This window comes from Puerhibacterium sp. TATVAM-FAB25 (assembly GCF_046535855.1).
Lineage (GTDB): Bacteria > Actinomycetota > Actinomycetes > Actinomycetales > Cellulomonadaceae > Puerhibacterium > Puerhibacterium variabilis_A.
Map to the genome: position 1 here is coordinate 231,375 of NZ_JAXUAK010000001.1, position 16,488 is coordinate 247,862.

Genomic DNA, 16,488 nt, shown 5'->3' on the forward strand with positions numbered 1-16,488 from the left:
TGCGCCGGCGGGAGATCACCCGATGAGTCCGGCGGCCGTGCGGCGTCCACCCCGAGGACCGCCGAACCCACCGGAGAGGGCACCCCCATGACGACACCCACGTTCTCCCCCGCCGCCGTCCGCGACGCCCTGGACGTCGACGGCAGCACCGTCATCGTCCCCGGCGAGCCGGGCTACGACGAGGCGCGCCAGATCGCCTCCGTGGTCGACCGGCGCCCGTCAGCGCTGGTCCGGCCCACGGACGCGGCGGGCGTGGCCCGCACCGTGCGGTTCGCCGCCGACACCGGCGCGGAGCTGTCCGTGCGGGCCGGCGGGCACTCCACCATGGGCCTGGGCCGCGCGGACGGCGCGCTGACCCTCGACCTGCGCGGCCTGGACGGCGTCGTCGTCGACCCCGCCTCGCGCACGGCGTGGGCCGGCGGCGGCGTGACCGCCGGCGTCTACGCCGACGCGGTGGGCGCCCACGGGCTGGTGACCCCGTTCGGCGACGCGCGCACGGTCGGCGTCGGCGGCATCACGCTCGGGGGCGGCGTCGGCCTGCTGTCCCGCAGCCACGGCCTGACCCTCGACAGCCTGGTCGCGGCCGAGGTCGTCACCGCGGCCGGCGAGGTGGTGACCGCCGACGCCGAGCACCACCCCGACCTGTTCTGGGGGCTGCGCGGCGGCGGGGGCAACCTCGGCGTCGTCACGCGGTTCCGGTTCGCGCTGCACGACCTGCCGGAGGTGGTCGGCGGCACCGTCGTGCTGCGCGCGACGGCGGAGTCCCTCGCGGAGCTCGTGGCGCTGGCGCACGCCGCGCCGCGCGAGCTGTCGACGATCCTCACGGTGTGCCCGTGCCCCCCGCTGCCCGAGGTGCCGGCCGAGCACCACGGCACGCCCGTCGTCATGGCCGCCGTGTGCTGGTCGGGCCCGGTCGCGGAGGCCGACCGCGGCCTGGCCGGCGTGCGGGACGTCGCGGCCCGGGCCGGCGGCGTGCTGGCCGACTCGGTGCGCACCGCCCGGTACTGCGACCTGCTCGAGCCCGCCCCGCCCGCGGGCGCCGCGGTGGTGACGCGCCCCTTCTTCGCCCCGGGCGTCGACGTCGCCACGGCCGAGCACGTCGTGGAGCAGGTGCAGCTCCCCGGCGCCCTGATGCGGGCGGTGCAGGTGCGCGTGCTCGGCGGCGCGGTGGCCGACGTCCCGCCGGACGCCACGGCCTTCGCCCACCGCCGCCAGCCGGTGCTGGGCGTCGTCATGGCGATGGCCCCGACCGCGCCGCTGGCCGAGGAGCAGCGGCCGTGGGCCGCGGCGCTCGCCGACGTCCTGCGCGCGGGCGACGACGCCCTCTACTCCGCCTTCGTCGTCGACGGCGACCCGGCGACGCTCGCCGCGGCCTACCCCGGCGCGACGGGCGAGCGGCTGGCCGCCGTGAAGCGGCGCTACGACCCGCACAACCTGTTCCGCGCCAACCTCAACGTGCCGCCGGCGCCCTGACGCCGCCGACGACGCCCGGCACCGGGCCGCGGCGCGGGGTCAGCCCCGCGCCGCGCCGGCCGCGCGCGGGTCCTTCACCGCGAGCATGAGCAGCAGGCCGGCGAGGATCACCACGATGATGCCGAGCGTGCCCCAGATGGTCGCCCCCGTGACGGCGATGAGCAGCGTCCAGAGCGCGGGCGCCAGGAACGACGCCGCGCGGCCGGTGGTGGCGTAGAGGCCGAAGATCTCCGACTCCCGCCCGGCCGGGGTGACGCGCGCCAGGAAGGAGCGGGACGCCGCCTGCGCCGGGCCGACGAAGCAGCACAGCAGCAGCCCGCCGGCCCAGAACACGCCCTTGCCCAGGTCGTGCAGCCCCACGACGGCCAGGCCGGCGACCACGAGGCCGGCGAGCGAGGCGAGGATGACCGTGCGCGGCCCGAGCCGGTCGTCGAGCCGCCCCACGGCGATCGTCGAGACGCCGGCCACGAGGTTCGCGGCGATGCCGAAGACGATCACCTCGGTGGAGCCGAACCCGAACGACACCGAGGCGATGACCGCGCCGAAGGTGAACACGCCCGCCAGCCCGTCGCGGAACACCGCGCTGGCGAGCAGGAACCAGAACGTGGGCCGGGAGGTGCGGAACAGCTCGACGACGTCGCGCCACAGCCGGACGTAGCCGCGCAGCAGCCCGACGCGCGGCCGGTCCGCGGCCGGCGGCGCCTCGGGCACCCAGCGGAACAGCGGCCAGGCGAACAGCAGGGCCCACGCCGCGCAGCCGACGGCGATCACCCGGTACGGCAGCCCGTCCTCGGTGGGCATCCCCCACCACCCGGCGGAGTCCGCCACGACCACCAGGACGAGCGCGACGATGCCGCCCACGTACCCCAGGCCCCACCCCAGGCCGGACACGCGCCCGACGGTGGCCGGCGTGGCCACCTGCACGAGCATCGCGTTGTAGTTCACGCCGGCGATCTCGCTGGCCACGCTGCCGAGAGCGATGAGCACCGCGCCGAGCACGAAGTACGCCGGGTCCGCGCGCACGAGGAACAGCGCGAGCATGCACACCACCAGCGCGGCCGTGCTCCCGCCGAGCCACGCCTTGCGCCGCCCGGCCACGTCCGCGCGCTGCCCGAGCACCGGCGCCAGGAGCGCGACGAGGATCCCGGCGACGGTGATCCAGGCGCCCAGTCCGCTCGTGAGGCCCGCCAGCGCCTGCTCGCGACGCGGGTCGCCGCCGTCGAGGGCGGCGACGTCGGCCGGCAGGAACGCGTCGCCGGTGAGGTACAGCGCGGTGAAGACGAAGGTGATGATCACGGAGTTGAACGGCTGGGTCGCCCAGTCCCACAGCGCCCACGACACGACCTGCCGCCGGGGCACGGTTGCGGTGCGCAGCTCCAGGCCGGTGGCCGGCGGGGTGGTCGGTTCGGCCACCGGCGACCCCGCGGGGCCGGGAGCGGTGGGCGTGACGTCGCTCATGGCGGCGAGTCTGCCGGAGCGAGGTGAACGCCGGGTGGCGGCGCGCGGGCGCGTCGGGCGTCGTCGGGCGCCGCACTGCGAGCATCCCGGTGGCGTGCCTACCGTGACGCACCCACCCGAAGGGCCGTCAGACGGCGAACGCCGAGGAGGTCAACGATGAGCAGCGACCAGTCGCAGATGCCGGGCGCCACGGACGACGAGCGCGTGCCGACGCCCGACACCCCGGAGGAGGACCCGTTCCTCGAGGAGGAGCCCGAGCTCGCCGACCGGGGCCCGGAGGCCGACCTGCCGCAGCCGACGGGGGCGACCGCGGTCTCGCAGGGTCGCGTGGAGGGGACCGGGAGCGTCGCCCGGGACGAGGGGTTCGTCCCGGACGACAGCTTCGACACCGGCCAGGCGACGGTCTCCGACTCCGCCCACCCCGAGACGCGGGAGAGCTACGACGCCGGCGAGCCCGGGGTCCTCGACTCCGCGGACACGGGTGAGCGCGAGAGCTTCGACTCGGGCCAGGCGGAGGTGATCGAGTCGGCGGACACCGGTGAGCGCGAGAGCTACGACACCGGCCAGGCCCACGGGCACGCCCCGCACGTGGTCCGTGCGGACGACCCGGACCTGCAGGAGGACCGGTTCGACGCCGGGTGACCGGCTCAGGTGACCGGCTCAGGTGACCGGCGCAGATGACCGGCTCAGGCGACCGGCGCAGATGACCGGCGCAGATGATTGTCGCGGGTGACCGGGGCGGCGGGCGGGCCCGCCGCGCGCGGCGCCCGGTCCGGGGTTCCCCGGGCCGGGCGCCGCGGCGCGTCTACGATCGCGGCGTGACCGCCTCCCCCGCCGCCGGACCGGACCGCGCCGAGACCGGGCCCGTCGCCACCTCCGCCGTCGACCGCGACGGCGCGGGCGCGCCCGCGCTGCGCTGGGCGCCGGACCCGCTGCTCGGCGCGCCCTACGTGCAGGCGCCGCTGGGACCGGCCACGCTGGTGCGCGGCCCCACCCCCATCGGCGACGACGCCGGCCCGCGCCGGTCTCGCGGCCGCGTCCCCGAGCTGCCGCCCGGCGCCGACGCGGCGGCCCAGGACGCCGCGCTGGAGCGGCACGGGGCCGTGCTCGTGCCGCTGACGCCGCCGGGAACCGCACGGCGGACCACCCCGCGAACCACCCCCCGCGCCTGAGCCGGGCGCGCCCGGCGCGTGCCACACTCGGCACATGCCGCCGGCAGGCCCTGGCCGTGACGTCACCCGCTTGCTGATCACCACGACGGTGGTCCTGGCGCTGCTGACGGCCGCCTACTACCTGCTGCCGCTGCGGTTCGAGGCGGCGCCCCGCCCGTGGCTGCGGCTGGCCGGCGCGGTCGGAGCGCTCGCCGGCTTCGGGGTGCTGCTGACCCGCATCCGGCGCCGCACGCGCCGGCTGCCCGTCGCCTACCGGCGCATCGAGCGGCTGCTGATCGCGCTGTACGTGCTGGTGCTCACCGCGGCGCTGGTCTACTACGCCGTCGCGACCCTGTGGCCGGCCGAGTTCGTCGGCCTGCGCACGCGCACCGACGCGCTCTACTTCGCCGTCACCGTGGTGAGCACCGTCGGGTTCGGCGACGTCCACGCCGCCGGCACCGGGGCACGGCTGGCGGTCACGGTGCACATGCTGTTCAACCTCATCTACCTCGGCACGGCCGTCCGCCTGCTGTCCGCCACCGTGTCGCCACCGCTCCCGCCCGGGCCGCCGGCCGGCCCACCCGACCCGCGCGCGGACGCGCACCCGGGGGACCGCCCGGCCTGAGCACCCCGAGCGGCGGGCTCGGTGCGTCCCGGTCCGTCCCGGCTCGTCCCGGCTCCACCGCCCCGGGCGCGGCGGACGTGTGTGGGCGCTTGGCACACTTTTATCCCCCACGGCATGCGGGATGCCGCCGTGCCGTTGCCCGGCGGCACGACGGGCGGGACGCTGGGCCGCATGACGCTCCGCACGGTGGTGCTCGTCGAGGGCGCGAGCGACCGCGCCGCGGTGGAGACGCTCGCGGCGCGCCGCGGCCTCGACCTGCCCGCGGCCGGCGCCGTCGTCGTGCCCATGGGCGGCGCGGGTGGCGCGTCCCGCGCCGTCGACGCCGCCCTCGCGGCGGGCAGCGGCGTGTGCGGGCTGTACGACGCGGCCGAGCAGGGCTTCGTCGCCCGCGCTCTCCGGCGACAGGGTCTCGCCGCGACAGGCGACCGCGCCGAGCTCGCGGCCCTCGGCTTCCACGCCTGCGTGCGCGACCTCGAGGACGAGCTGGTCCGCGCCCTGGGGGTCGACGCCACGCTCGCCGTCGTCGCGCAGGAGGGCCACCTGCACCGGTTCCGCACGTTCAGCGGCCAGCCGGAGTGGCGCGGGCGGCCCGCCGTCGACCGGCTCCACCGGTTCTGGGGCACGACGGCGGGCCGCAAGGAGCACTACGGGCGCGCGCTCGCCGCCGCGACGCCCGTCGAGCCGCCGCCGATCGCCGCCCTCCTCGACGAGGTCGCCGCCCGTGCCGGCGCCAGGCCGGGGAGCGACGCCCTGGCGCCGTGACGGCGGGTCGCGGTGGCGGGTCGCGGCGGTGTGCCACCGGGCCTGTCCCGTACGCCTCGCCCGGTGGATGATGGACATACCGCCCACGCACCGGGGCGTGGGCCGCGAGCCGTGAAGGAGGACGGCGATGCAGACGGTGGAGCACGAGACCTTCGCCGAGCCGACGGAGGTGCGCACGTTCCCGCACGGGAAGGCGGAGATCCTGCAGGTCGGTGACAGCACCATCGGCCGGCTCGTCCTGGAACCGGGTTGGCGCTGGTCGAACGACGTCAGGCCGATCGCGGGGACCGAGTCCTGCCTCGCCCCGCACTTCCAGTACCACGTCCAGGGCCGCCTGCGGATCCGGATGGACGACGGCAGGGAGCTCGAGGCGGGCCCCGGCGACATCACGAGCCTGCCCCAGGGCCACGACGCGTGGGTCGTCGGCGACGAGACCGTCGTCGTCGTCGACTGGTACGGCATGACGAACTGGGCGAAGGCAGCCGAGGCCGCCGGAGCCGCGCAGGCGTGACCGCCAAGGGCCTCGCTAGCCTGGCTCGCATGAGGTTCGAGGTCGAGGCCGTCCTGTTCGACATCGACGGCACGCTCGTGGACTCGACGCCCGCCGTCGAGCGCATCTGGGAGACCTGGGCCGACCGCCACGGGCTCGACCTCGACGCGATCCTGCGCGTGTGCCACGGCCGCCGCTCCGAGGACACCGTCGCGCTGTTCCTCCCCGCCGACGAGCGAGCCGCCGCGGTGGCCGAGCTCGAGCAGCTGGAGCTCGAGGACCTGGACGCCGTGGAGGCCCTGCCGGCCACGCGGGAGCTGCTCCCCCGCCTGCCCGCCCGGCGGTGGGCGGCCGTCACCTCCGGCTCGCGGCGGATCATGCGCGCCCGGCTCGTCGCGGCCGGGCTCCCGGTGCCCGAGGTGCTCGTCGCGGCCGGGGACGTCACCGCGGGCAAGCCCGCCCCGGACGGCTACCTCAAGGCGGCGGCCGCGCTCGGCGTCGACGTCGGGCGGTGCCTCGTCGTCGAGGACGCGCCCGCCGGCCTCGCCGCGGGCCGGGCCGCCGGGGCCCGGACCCTCGCGGTGGCCACCTCGCACGACCCCGCCGAGCTCGCGGACGCCGACGCGACCGTCGCCGACCTGTCCCGCGTGGCGCTCGAGGTGCGCCCCGACGGGCTCGTGGTGACGGCCGGCTGAGCCGGCCCCTGCCCTCCCGGCCCCTGCCCTCCCGCCTCCCGTCTCGCGAGCCCGCGCCGGTGCGGTGATGGCGCTTGGCACACTATTACTGCGACACCGGCACGGCGCGAGCGCGCCCGGCTCACGACAGGTGGGCCTCCAGCAGGTCCGCCGCCGTCCGCGCCCCGCCGCGGGCGCGCAGGTCGGCACCCAGCCGGGCCGCCGCCGCGCGGTACGCGGGGTCGCCGGCGACGCGGCGGTAGGCCGCCGCGACCGCCGCCGGCCGCGGCGTGCCGGTGCGCAGGTCGACCCCGGCCCCGTGCCAGCCGACGCGTGCCGCGATCTCGGGCTTGTCGAGGTCCCCGCCGGCCACCACCAGCGGGACGTCGTGCCGCAGCGCCTGGAGCACTCCCCCGTAGCCGCCGTTGGTGATCATCACCGCGGTGCGGGGCAGCAGCGCGGGGTACGGCACCATCGACGCCACCCGCGCGTTCGGAGGCAGCGGTCCCGGCAGCGGGGCCGTGCGGTGGCCCGTGCCGACGACGACGAGCACGTCCTCGTCCGCGAGCGCCGCGAGGGCCGGGAGGATCAGGTCCCGCGGGTCCACGTTCGCCGTCCCCTGCGTCACGTGCACCACGGGCACCTGGGCGCGCAGGACGTCGTCCCACCACGCCGGGAGCGCCGCGGCCGCGGCGGGCTCGCCGTCGTCGGTGAGGTCGCCGACGAAGCGGATGTGCGGGGGCAGGTCGTCGCGCGGGTAGTCGAGGGCGGGCGAGCCGGCGGCCACGACGAGCCGGGGCGAGAACCACATGCTCGCGAAGGTCTCGCCGTCGGGTGCGAGGCCGACGGCGCGGCGGGTGCGCTGGTACTCCCGCGTGAGCAGGCGTGTGCCGACGCCGGACACGGCGCCCAGGACGGCGTCGCGGGCCCGGCCCGCCGCGCCGCGGGCGGGCGTGAGGCCCAGGCCGGTGGGCGGGATGCCCCTGCCCGGCGGCCACACGGCGACGGGTGACACCGTCACCCAGCGGCAGCCGAGCCGCTCGGCCGCGAACCGGGTGCCGAGCGCCATCGGGTCCCCGGCGAGCAGGTCCCACGGCTCGGCCTCGTACGCGGCCTGCAGGTCGGCCGCCTGGGCCGGTGCGGTGCCGAGGAACAGGTCCTGCAGGTTGACGAGCACCTGGCGGAAGCCCTTGCGCTCGCGCATGCGGGGGAACGTCGCGGCCAGGTCGCGCTCGTCGAGGTCCGGCGCCCGCTGCCACGGCACGGCCCGGGCGCCCGCCGCCTCGACCTGGCCCGCGTACGGGCGGCCGGTGTACACGCGCACGTCGTGCCCGCGGCGCACGAGCTCGGCCGCGACTGCGCGGACCGGGCGGACGTGCCCGGCGAACGGCATCGCCGTCAGCATGATCGACGCCATGCGCGCACTATCGCAGCGCGGCGCCGACCGCGCCCGCCACGGCGGGTACCTCGCGTCCGCCCGCTCGCGCGGGATGCGTGCCGCCGCCCCCGGGGTCACGGTGGAGACGGCCCCGGGAGACGCAGCAGCGCGTCCGGCCGGGCGGTCGACGCCCCCTGCCGTCCCATCTCGGTACGCCTCACCCCCAGCAGTACCGCAACCACGGGAGATGCCATGATCACCACGCAGCAGATCGACGCCCTGGCCGGTTCCACCGTCATCGGCGAGGACGGGACCAAGATCGGCAAGGTCGGGCAGGTCTACCTGGACGACCAGAGCGGCGCGCCGCAGTGGGTCACGGTCAGCACGGGCCTGTTCGGCACCTCCGAGTCCTTCGTCCCGCTGGAGGCGGCGACGCTCGAGGGGGACGACCTGCGGGTGCCGTACAGCAAGGACTTCGTCAAGGACGCGCCGCGGGTCGAGCCGGACGGCCACCTCGAGGAGTCCGAGGAGGCCCGGCTCTACGACTACTACGGGCTGACGGGCGCCAGCGCGGGTGTCGCCGGCACCTCGCCGGAGGCGGCGACGGAGGCCGGCGGCCTCGGGGCCGGCACCGGCACCGGCACGGGCGACGTCGCCGGCGGCTACGCCGGGGAGGACGTGCCCACCGGCACGGCCGCCGACACGACCGGCGGAGGCTACGTCACCGGCGGCACGACGACGGGCCACGGGCTCACCGGCGACGCGACCGTCGGACGCGACACCTCCGGCCCGACCACGGACAGCGCGATGACCCGGTCGGAGGAGGAGCTCCAGGCGGGCACGCGGACCCAGGAGGCCGGGCGCGCCCGGCTGCGCAAGTACGTCGTGACCGAGCAGCAGACCACCACGGTGCCGGTCTCGCGCGAGGAGGTCCGCGTCGAGCGCGAGCCCATCACCGAGGGCAACGTGGACGCGGCGCTGGACGGGCCCACGATCTCGGAGGAGGAGCACGAGGTGGTCCTCCACGAGGAGGTCCCCGTCGTGACCACCGAGGCGCGCCCGGTCGAGCGGGTCCGCCTCGACACCGAGACGGTCACCGAGCAGCAGACGGTGACCGGCGACGTGCGCAAGGAGCAGATCGAGGTCGAGGGCGACGACACGGGCCGCGGCGTCACGCCGTGACGCCGGTCCCGCCCCTGAGGCACTGAGCCCCACCACCACCGCGGCCACGCACGAGGTCTTCCGACCGCGTGCGCGGCCGCGGCGCGTCACCCGCCGGCCACGCTCCGTCCTGCGGCATTCTTCACCCGGCCCGGCCCCGTCCGGTCCGCGCTCCGGGCCTACCCTCGGAGGCACAGGGGGACGTCTCACCGCGGCCGGAACGAGGAGGTCCGCCGATGGCAGGGTCGATCCACCGATGACCGGCGAGCACCGGCCGACGCTCCAGCGGACGGTCGCCGGCCCACCGCCGGCGCACGTGCCGGGGCGTGACAGGTACCTGGACCTGCTCCGTGCCGCCGCGTTGTTCCGGGTCGTGGCGTACCACACCTTCACGGGCGTCGGCTGGCTGAGCATCGCCTTCCCGGCCATGGGCGTCATGTTCGCGCTCGCCGGGTCGCTCATGGCCCGTTCGCTCGCGCGGCCGGCGGGGCCGGTCCTGCGCAGCCGCGCGCGGAGGCTGCTCCTGCCGCTGTGGGTCTTCGCCGCGGTCGTCCTGGGGGTGGTGCTGTGGCAGGGCTGGCGCCCCGCGACGGCCGGCGGCTGGTGGAGCCTGCTGCTGTGGTTCGTGCCGGTCGGCGACGCGCCGGCGCCCGCGAGCGCCGGGGGGCCGGGGCCGATGGACCCGGCCTGGGCGCTGCAGTCGGCCGACCTGCTGTGGTACATCCGCACGTACTTCTGGCTCATGCTGCTGTCCCCGTTGCTGCTGCGGGCCTTCCGGCGGTGGCCCTGGCCCACGCTGCTCGCACCGCTGGTGCCCGCCGTCCTCCTGGGCGTCGGGGTGGTCACGCTCCCCGCACCCTTCGACAGCCCGGTGACGGACCTCGTCACCTTCGCCGCGTGCTGGCTGCTCGGGTTCGCCCACCATGACGGGCTCCTCGCGCGGATCCCCCTGCGCCGCGTGCTGCTCGGCGGGGGCGCGCTCATGGCGGCGGGCCTGGCGTGGGCGTGGCTCCACGTCGCGGAGAACGGCTGGGACCTCTACCTCACGCCCCTGGCGCAGGCGCTGTGGTCGCTCGGCGCGTGCGTGCTGCTGCTGCGCGTCTCACCGTCCTGGGCCGTGCTGCCCCGGCCGCTGCGGTACCTCGACCCCGCCGTCACGCTGATCAACAACCGGGCGGTCACCATCTACCTCTGGCACAACGTCCTGGCGGCGCTCACGGTGCCCCTGACCGACCTCCTGTGGGGAGTCCCGGCGCTCGAGCGGTCGGTCCCGTGGCTGCTGGACAGCGCATGGCTGCAGCTGGTCCTCGTGTGGGTGCTGCTCGCGGGGGTGATCATCGCGGTCGGGTGGGTGGAGGACGTCGCGGCCCGGCGCCCGCCACGGCTGTGGCCGACCGGCCGGGCACGCCCCCGTGCCACACTCGCGGCATGAGCGACGCCGCCCCGCCCGTCCGCCAGCTCCGCCTCGTCGTCGAGGCCGAGGACTACGAGACCGCCCTGGCCTTCTACCGCGACGTGCTGGGCCTGCCGCAGCTCGAGGCGTACGAGGGCGGCCACGGCGCCCACGTGGCGATCCTCGACGCCGGGCGCGCCACGCTGGAGATCGCCAACCCCGCCCAGAAGCGCCTGATCGACGACGTCGAGGTCGGGCGGCAGGTGGCGCGGCACGTGCGGGTCGCGTTCGAGGTCGAGGACACGCGGTCGACGACGGCGCGGCTGGTCGACGAGGGCGGGGCCGAGCTCGTCGCGCCGCCCACGGAGACGCCGTGGCGCTCCCTCAACGCCCGGCTCGAGGGGCCGGCCGGGCTGCAGCTGACGGTCTTCCAGGAGCTCGGCCCCGCGGACTGAGCCCGCGCCCGTCCAGGAAGGCCGCGCGCTCGCGGCCCGGTGGGGCGCGCGGCGCCGCGGCGTGGTACGACGACGGCATGGTGACGACGGCCGGCACCCTGCTCGCGGCCTACCTGCGCGAGCAGGTGACCGCCCTCGCCGACGCCGAGACGGACGTCGCCGCCGGCGGTACGGACGGCGTCCACGACGCCCGGGTCGCGGCCCGGCGGCTGCGCACCGTGCTCCGGGACCTCCCCCGCGTGCTGGACGACGACGCGACCGCGGACCTGCCCGAGCGGCTGCGCGCGTGGACGCGCCGGCTGGGCGAGGCGCGCGACCTCGAGGTGCAGCTCGCGTCGCTGGAGGAGGTCGGCTCCGAGACCGCCCGGGCCCGCGCCCGCGACACGCTGGGCCCGCGCCTGGCGGCGGCGCGCGACGCCGTCGTCGAGCACCTCGCGGCGCCCGAGCACCTGGCGCTGCGGGCCGACCTCGACCGCGTCGCCGCCGAGCCGCCGCTGACCTCCCGGGCCGACCGCGCGTGGGAGAAGGAGCTGCCGCGCCGCGTGGCCAAGGCCGGGGTGCGGGTCGCCCGCCGGGCGCGGCGCGCCGCCTCGGCCGACGGGACCGCGCTGGACGAGGCGCTGCACGGCGTCCGCAAGGCGGCCCGGCGGGCCCGGTACGTCGCCGAGGTCGCCGCCCGGGGCGTCGGCGAGCCCGCGAGCGCCGCCGCCGACGCCGCCCGGCGCCACGAGACCGTGCAGGATGCGCTCGGCACCCACCACGACACGGTCGTGCTGCGGCAGGCGCTGGCCGAGCTGCGCGCCGACGCCGTCGCGGCCGGTGAGGACCCCGAGCCCTACGACGCCCTGGCCGAGGCGATGCGCGACCGGGCGAACGCCGTCCTGGCCGCGCTGGCGCTCGCCGCCCCCACGGACGGCCACGACCGCTGAGCGCCCGACGGCTCACCCGTGCCGGGTGGAGCGCCCCTGCCCGCCCGCTGCGACCATCGGCACCATGACGGCCGTGGACTGGGCGGTGCGCACGGTGGACGTGGGCGGCAGCCCGGTGACCGTGCGGGTCGGCCCGTCCGTGCCGGGCTCGACGCCGCTGGTGCACGTGCACGGGTTCGCCGTGTCGGGCCGCTACCTGCTGCCGACCGCCGCGGCGCTCGCCGACCGGGCCACCGCGTACGTCCCGGACCTGCCCGGGCACGGGGCGAGCCCGGGGCCGCGGCCGCCGCTGTCCGTCCCCCACCTCGCCGAGGCCCTGCTCGGCACGCTCGACGCGCTGGGGCTGCACCGCGCGGTGCTGGTGGGCAACTCGTTGGGCGGCTCCGTGTGCCTGGAGGCCGCGCACCAGGCGCCCGAGCGGGTCGCCGGGGTCGTGCTGGCCTCGCCCGCCGGCGGCGCGCACAACCAGCCCCTCGCGCGGGCCCTCGTCCAGCTCGCCCGCGACGCCGCGCGCGAGGACCCGCGGATCGCGCGGTACCAGGTGCCGGACTACCTGCACTACGGGCCCGCCGCGACGCTCGCGGCGTTCCGCCAGATGGTGCGGTTCCCGTCGCTCGAGCGCCTCCTGCGCTCGCCGGTGCCGACGCTCGGCGTCATCGGGTCCCGCGACCCGCTGATGCCGCCGCCGTACCGCGTCCGCGAGCTCGCGTCGCTCGGGCCGGGGCACATGACGCTGGTCGTCGTGCTCGGCGCGGCGCACGCCATGAACTTCAGCCACCCGGTGGAGCTGTCCCACGCGGTGCGCTGCTGGCTGGACGGGGTCGTGATCACCGACGACCCCGCAGCCCACGCGCGCACGCGGGTGCTCCAGGTGGCCCGCGGCGCGTCGCCCGCGGCCCCGGTGGCGCCGCCCGCGTGAGGACGGGCGCTCACGGGCCGTCCCAGGCGGGGCGTGCGTACGGGGTGATCGCTTCTGACGATGGCAGGACGGGCCCGTCGCCACGGGTTCGTCCGCCTCCACCGAGGAGCCCCCATGTCCGTCCTCCGTCGCACGCTCGCCGTCCTGACAGCCGTCCTCACCGCAACCGCCGGTGCGCTGCTGCTCGCCGCCGGACCGGCCGCAGCCCAGCCCTCCCAGCAGGACCAGGACTGGATGGTCTTCGCCCACCAGAGCAACCTCGCCGAGATCGCCGCGGGCCAGGCGGCGCTCGAGCAGGCCACGACCGACGCCGTGCGCGAGCACGGCCAGATGCTGATCGACGACCACACCAAGCTCGACGCCGACCTGACCGCCGCCGCGGAGGAGCTCGGCGTCGAGCTGCCCTCCGAGCCGACCGAGGAGCAGCAGCAGATCCTCGCCTCCGTGACGGCGCAGTCCGGCGAGGCGTTCGACAGGGCGTGGGTCGAGGCCCAGATCACCTCGCACCGCCAGACGCTCGCGGCGGGCGAGCGGGAGCTGGCCGAGGGCAGCGAGCAGGCCGCGAAGGACCTCGCGAGCGCTTCGGCGCCCGTCGTGCAGATGCACCTCGACGCGCTGCTCGCCACGGCGCAGGACCTCGGCCTGCCCACCGGCGTGCCGGCCGGCACGGGCGGGCAGGCGGCGTCCTCGTCCCCGGCGCTCGCCGTCACGCTCGTGGGCGCCGGCGTGCTCGCGGTCGTGCTCGCGGGCGCCGTGCTGGTGCGGCGTCGCGCGTGAGCCCGGGAGCCCCGCAGCGCCGGCGCCCCCGTCGCACGACGGCGGCGCTGTTCCTCGCCGTGGTGGGTGCGGTGTGCATCACGGCGGGGGCCGCGCTGCTCACGAGGGCGCCGACGCTGTCCGTCACGGAGGCCGGGGGCCCTGCGCCCCCGGCCGCCGCGACGGCCTCGCCGCCGCGGCCGGTCCCGCCGGTCTCGGCCCCACCTTCCCCGGCCCCACCTTCCCCGGCCCCGCACGACGCCCCGGACGCGCCGGCCCTGCCCCGCGACGCCGCACCGCCGGTCCGGCAGCCGGCGCCGCCGGTCGCCGGGCCCGCGCTGCTGAGCGTGCCCGCGGCCGACGTCCGCGCCGACGTGGTGCCCGTCGGCCTCGCCCCGGACGGCTCGCTCGAGATCCCCGACGACCCGCACGTGCTCGGCTGGTGGTCCAGCGGCGCCGTGCCCGGGTCGGCCGAGGGTTCCACCGTGGTCGCCGCCCACATCGACGCCGCCGAGGCGGGGACGGGGCCGATGCTGCGCCTGGTCGACGCCCCGCTGGGCACCGGCGTCGACGTCACGACCACCGACGGCACGTCGGTCGCCTACCGCGTCGTCGAGCGTCGGACGTACCCCAAGACCGACGGCCTGCCGCGCGACCTGTTCGCCGCGGACGGCCCGCCGCGGCTCGTGCTGATCACCTGCGGCGGCGCGTTCGACCGCGCCGCGGGCCACTACGTCGACAACGTGGTGATCGTCGCCGCCCCGGCCTAGTCCCGCGCGCGGGCGGCCCGGTCCGCCCCCTGCCGGCCGGCCTCCCCCGCACGGGGTGATGCCGGCGGGCGCCCGCCGCCCGTACGGTGCGGTGACGACGTCGGAGGCGGCCATGGCCCAGCAGCAACCCCACCGTTCGGACGCCGCGGGCGGCGGCGCGGGCGCGTCGTCCGGCGCCGGTCTCAGCGGAGGGCTCGTCGCCACGCTGTCCGGCGCCGGGCTGCTGGCCGTGTTCGTCGCGCAGAACACCGAGGACGTCACGCTGACGTTCCTCTTCTGGAGCTTCACCTGGCCGCTGTGGCTGTTCACCGTGCTCGTGGCCGTGCTGGGCGCCCTGGTGTGGCTGGGGCTGGGCGTGCTGCGCCGGCACCGTCGACGGGTCGCGCGGCGCGCCGCACGGCGCGACTGAGCCCGCCGCGCCGGCACCGGGACCGCAGGAGCGGAGGGGATCGGATGACCGAGCAGCGGGGCCCGGACGAGGTCACCGACCGCCTGGAGCGCTACCGCCGCACGCGGGAGCAGGTCGAGCGCAGCATCCTGCCGCGCGCGACGTCGGTGGACGGCGTCGCGTTCACCGTGCAGGCGTCGCTCCACGGCCTGGGGCTGCGCCGCGGCGGCTACGTCGTGCTCGAGGGCGACGACCAGCGGCTGCTGGGCCAGGTCACCGACCTGGTCGCCGTCTCGGCGCGGGCCTCGGACGGCGGTGCCGGCGGGCCCGACGTCGAGGTCCGCCTCGCGCAGGGCGCCGGCGTGGTCCTGGACGGGCCCGGGCACCCCTTCCACGACGCCCGGGTCTGCGCCGCGAGCGCCGAGGAGGTCGGCGCGTGGCTGACCCGCACCCGGCCGCGCCGTGCCGGGCTCGAGGTGGGCGAGCTCGTGCACGCGCCCGGCGTCCCGGCCGTCCTCGACAGCGGCGGCCTGGGCCGGCACACCTTCATGTGCGGGCAGTCGGGGTCGGGCAAGACGTACTCCCTGGGCCTGGTGCTCGAGAGCGTGCTGGCGGCGACCGACCTGCCCGTCGTCGTCCTGGACCCGAACTCCGACTACGTCAGGCTCGGCTCCGTGCGCCCCGACGCCGACCCGGGCCGCGCGGCCGCCCACCCGGCGGACGCCGTGCGGGTGTGGGGCGACCCGGCGTCGGCCGACCACCCGCTGCGGCTGCGCTTCACCGACCTGGACGCGGCGCTCCGGGCGGCGGTGCTCGGCCTGGAGCCCGTGCGCGACCGCGACGAGTACGCCGCGCTGGTCGACCTGCTCCGCCACGAGGTCCCCCACCAGCCGCTGCTGAGCGGGGCGGCGGACCTCCTCGAGCACGACGACCCGGCGGCCCGCCGGCTGGGGCAGCGGGCCAAGAACCTGGGCGTCCTCGACTGGGAGGTCTGGAGCCGCGGGGGCGCCTCGCTGGTGGACGAGCTGCGCCACCCCACGGCCCGGTGCTGCGTCGTCGACCTGGGCTCCCTCGGCACCGCCCAGGAGCAGCGGCTCGTCGCCGCGGCGACCCTCAGCACGCTCTGGGCGGAGCGGTCCCGCCGCCGGCCCGTGCTGCTCGTGCTCGACGAGGCCCACAACATCTGCCCCGGCGAGCCGCCGGACGAGCTGACGCGCGTCGCCGCGGACCGGGCCGTCCAGATCGCCGCGGAGGGGCGCAAGTTCGGCCTCTACCTGCTGACCTCGACCCAGCGCCCCCACAAGGTCGACGAGAACGTCGTGACCCAGTGCGACAACCTGCTGCTGATGCGCATGAGCTCGGCGGCGGACGTCGCCGACCTCGCCCGGGCGTTCTCGTTCGTCCCCCCGGGCCTGCTCGCCGGGGCGACGTCGTTCCGGATGGGCCAGGCGCTGGCCGCCGGGCGGATCATGCCGCAGCCGGCCTACGTCCAGATGGGCAGGCGGGTCACCGAGGAAGGCGGCGCCGACGTGCCGGCCACGTGGGCCGCACCGCGCCCCGGTGCCGCGGGAGGCGGCGCCGGGGCCGGTGCGGGAGGCGGACCCGGAGGCGGCGCGACGCGCTGACCTGCTCGGATCCTCGCGCCCCGTCGCGCGGCTTCACCCGCCGACCTCGGCCGACGCCGCGCGGGCTTCCGCTAGGGTCCG

At 77.5% G+C, this 16,488-nt stretch carries 18 protein-coding genes; 16 read left to right on the forward strand and 2 right to left on the reverse strand.

The genetic code is table 11. The features are described from left to right. The first annotated feature begins 87 nt into the window (after nt 1-87). Nucleotides 88-1,473, forward strand: coding sequence for an FAD-binding oxidoreductase (locus U5M74_RS01090; RefSeq protein WP_410905328.1), 1,386 nt, complete (start codon nt 88-90; stop codon nt 1,471-1,473). A gap of 39 nt (nt 1,474-1,512) precedes the next feature. On the opposite strand, the gene U5M74_RS01095 is transcribed toward U5M74_RS01090, so the two are convergent. After that, entirely contained in the window at nt 1,513-2,931 is a 1,419-nt protein-coding gene (locus tag U5M74_RS01095; protein WP_410905330.1) for an MFS transporter, read from the reverse strand. Between the two features lie 156 nt (nt 2,932-3,087). Here U5M74_RS01095 and U5M74_RS01100 point away from each other — a divergent pair, with 156 nt between their 5' ends. The 6 genes from U5M74_RS01100 (at nt 3,088) to U5M74_RS01125 (ending at nt 6,654) form a co-directional block, all read left to right on the forward strand. Continuing rightward, a complete protein-coding gene (locus U5M74_RS01100) occupies nt 3,088-3,573 on the forward strand; it encodes a hypothetical protein (protein ID WP_410905332.1) in 486 nt (161 codons plus the stop codon). Between the two features lie 176 nt (nt 3,574-3,749). Next, nucleotides 3,750-4,103, forward strand: coding sequence for a hypothetical protein (locus U5M74_RS01105; protein WP_410905334.1), 354 nt, complete (start codon nt 3,750-3,752; stop codon nt 4,101-4,103). Between the two features lie 34 nt (nt 4,104-4,137). After that, nucleotides 4,138-4,707, forward strand: a complete 570-nt coding sequence (locus tag U5M74_RS01110; protein ID WP_410905336.1) for a potassium channel family protein — start codon at nt 4,138-4,140, stop codon at nt 4,705-4,707. Nucleotides 4,708-4,878: 171 nt separating this feature from the next. After that, on the forward strand, nt 4,879-5,469 hold the full coding sequence (locus tag U5M74_RS01115) for a TOPRIM nucleotidyl transferase/hydrolase domain-containing protein (RefSeq protein WP_410905338.1): 591 nt from the start codon (nt 4,879-4,881) through the stop codon (nt 5,467-5,469). A gap of 127 nt (nt 5,470-5,596) precedes the next feature. Then, a complete protein-coding gene (locus tag U5M74_RS01120; protein ID WP_410905340.1) occupies nt 5,597-5,980 on the forward strand; it encodes a cupin domain-containing protein in 384 nt (127 codons plus the stop codon). 29 nt (nt 5,981-6,009) lie between these two features. After that, entirely contained in the window at nt 6,010-6,654 is a 645-nt protein-coding gene (locus tag U5M74_RS01125) for an HAD-IA family hydrolase (RefSeq protein ID WP_410905342.1), read from the forward strand. A gap of 121 nt (nt 6,655-6,775) precedes the next feature. Here the strand turns inward: U5M74_RS01125 and U5M74_RS01130 are convergent, their stop codons facing one another. Then, entirely contained in the window at nt 6,776-8,050 is a 1,275-nt protein-coding gene (locus tag U5M74_RS01130; protein WP_410905344.1) for a glycosyltransferase, read from the reverse strand. A gap of 213 nt (nt 8,051-8,263) precedes the next feature. On the opposite strand from U5M74_RS01130, the gene U5M74_RS01135 reads away from it, so the two are divergent. The 9 genes from U5M74_RS01135 (at nt 8,264) to U5M74_RS01175 (ending at nt 16,407) form a co-directional block, all read left to right on the forward strand. Beyond that, on the forward strand, nt 8,264-9,193 hold the full coding sequence (locus tag U5M74_RS01135; protein ID WP_410905346.1) for a PRC and DUF2382 domain-containing protein: 930 nt from the start codon (nt 8,264-8,266) through the stop codon (nt 9,191-9,193). Nucleotides 9,194-9,428: 235 nt separating this feature from the next. Next, nucleotides 9,429-10,604 (forward strand): acyltransferase family protein, encoded by a 1,176-nt coding sequence (locus U5M74_RS01140; RefSeq protein WP_410905348.1) that lies wholly within the window; start codon nt 9,429-9,431, stop codon nt 10,602-10,604. Next, complete coding sequence (locus U5M74_RS01145) at nt 10,601-11,020, forward strand: VOC family protein (protein ID WP_410905350.1); 420 nt, start codon at nt 10,601-10,603, stop codon at nt 11,018-11,020. The genes U5M74_RS01140 and U5M74_RS01145 overlap by 4 nt, the downstream gene beginning before the upstream one ends. Nucleotides 11,021-11,097: 77 nt before the next feature. Beyond that, nucleotides 11,098-11,949 (forward strand): CHAD domain-containing protein, encoded by an 852-nt coding sequence (locus tag U5M74_RS01150; RefSeq protein WP_410905352.1) that lies wholly within the window; start codon nt 11,098-11,100, stop codon nt 11,947-11,949. Nucleotides 11,950-12,013: 64 nt separating this feature from the next. After that, nucleotides 12,014-12,868, forward strand: coding sequence for an alpha/beta fold hydrolase (locus U5M74_RS01155; protein ID WP_410905354.1), 855 nt, complete (start codon nt 12,014-12,016; stop codon nt 12,866-12,868). Nucleotides 12,869-12,982: 114 nt separating this feature from the next. Then, complete coding sequence (locus tag U5M74_RS01160) at nt 12,983-13,645, forward strand: DUF4142 domain-containing protein (RefSeq protein WP_410905355.1); 663 nt, start codon at nt 12,983-12,985, stop codon at nt 13,643-13,645. Nucleotides 13,646-13,971: 326 nt separating this feature from the next. Further along, nucleotides 13,972-14,394 (forward strand): class F sortase, encoded by a 423-nt coding sequence (locus U5M74_RS01165; protein WP_410905357.1) that lies wholly within the window; start codon nt 13,972-13,974, stop codon nt 14,392-14,394. 91 nt (nt 14,395-14,485) lie between these two features. Further along, nucleotides 14,486-14,803 carry a lipopolysaccharide assembly protein LapA domain-containing protein gene (locus U5M74_RS01170; RefSeq protein WP_410905359.1) on the forward strand — a complete coding sequence of 106 codons (318 nt, stop codon included), beginning with the start codon at nt 14,486-14,488 and terminating at the stop codon, nt 14,801-14,803. Nucleotides 14,804-14,847: 44 nt separating this feature from the next. Next, nucleotides 14,848-16,407: a helicase HerA domain-containing protein gene (locus tag U5M74_RS01175; protein ID WP_410905361.1), complete on the forward strand. Its 1,560-nt coding sequence runs from the start codon at nt 14,848-14,850 to the stop codon at nt 16,405-16,407. Nucleotides 16,408-16,488 lie beyond the last annotated feature (81 nt).

Coding starts and splice junctions, on each gene's coding strand:
- U5M74_RS01090 (WP_410905328.1), top strand. CDS start 88: ATGACGACACCCACGTTCTCCCCCGCCGCCGTCCGCGACGCCCTGGAC.
- U5M74_RS01095 (WP_410905330.1), bottom strand. CDS start 2,931: ATGAGCGACGTCACGCCCACCGCTCCCGGCCCCGCGGGGTCGCCGGTG.
- U5M74_RS01100 (WP_410905332.1), top strand. CDS start 3,088: ATGAGCAGCGACCAGTCGCAGATGCCGGGCGCCACGGACGACGAGCGC.
- U5M74_RS01110 (WP_410905336.1), top strand. CDS start 4,138: ATGCCGCCGGCAGGCCCTGGCCGTGACGTCACCCGCTTGCTGATCACC.
- U5M74_RS01115 (WP_410905338.1), top strand. CDS start 4,879: ATGACGCTCCGCACGGTGGTGCTCGTCGAGGGCGCGAGCGACCGCGCC.
- U5M74_RS01120 (WP_410905340.1), top strand. CDS start 5,597: ATGCAGACGGTGGAGCACGAGACCTTCGCCGAGCCGACGGAGGTGCGC.
- U5M74_RS01125 (WP_410905342.1), top strand. CDS start 6,010: ATGAGGTTCGAGGTCGAGGCCGTCCTGTTCGACATCGACGGCACGCTC.
- U5M74_RS01130 (WP_410905344.1), bottom strand. CDS start 8,050: ATGGCGTCGATCATGCTGACGGCGATGCCGTTCGCCGGGCACGTCCGC.
- U5M74_RS01135 (WP_410905346.1), top strand. CDS start 8,264: ATGATCACCACGCAGCAGATCGACGCCCTGGCCGGTTCCACCGTCATC.
- U5M74_RS01140 (WP_410905348.1), top strand. CDS start 9,429: ATGACCGGCGAGCACCGGCCGACGCTCCAGCGGACGGTCGCCGGCCCA.
- U5M74_RS01145 (WP_410905350.1), top strand. CDS start 10,601: ATGAGCGACGCCGCCCCGCCCGTCCGCCAGCTCCGCCTCGTCGTCGAG.
- U5M74_RS01150 (WP_410905352.1), top strand. CDS start 11,098: ATGGTGACGACGGCCGGCACCCTGCTCGCGGCCTACCTGCGCGAGCAG.
- U5M74_RS01155 (WP_410905354.1), top strand. CDS start 12,014: ATGACGGCCGTGGACTGGGCGGTGCGCACGGTGGACGTGGGCGGCAGC.
- U5M74_RS01160 (WP_410905355.1), top strand. CDS start 12,983: ATGTCCGTCCTCCGTCGCACGCTCGCCGTCCTGACAGCCGTCCTCACC.
- U5M74_RS01175 (WP_410905361.1), top strand. CDS start 14,848: ATGACCGAGCAGCGGGGCCCGGACGAGGTCACCGACCGCCTGGAGCGC.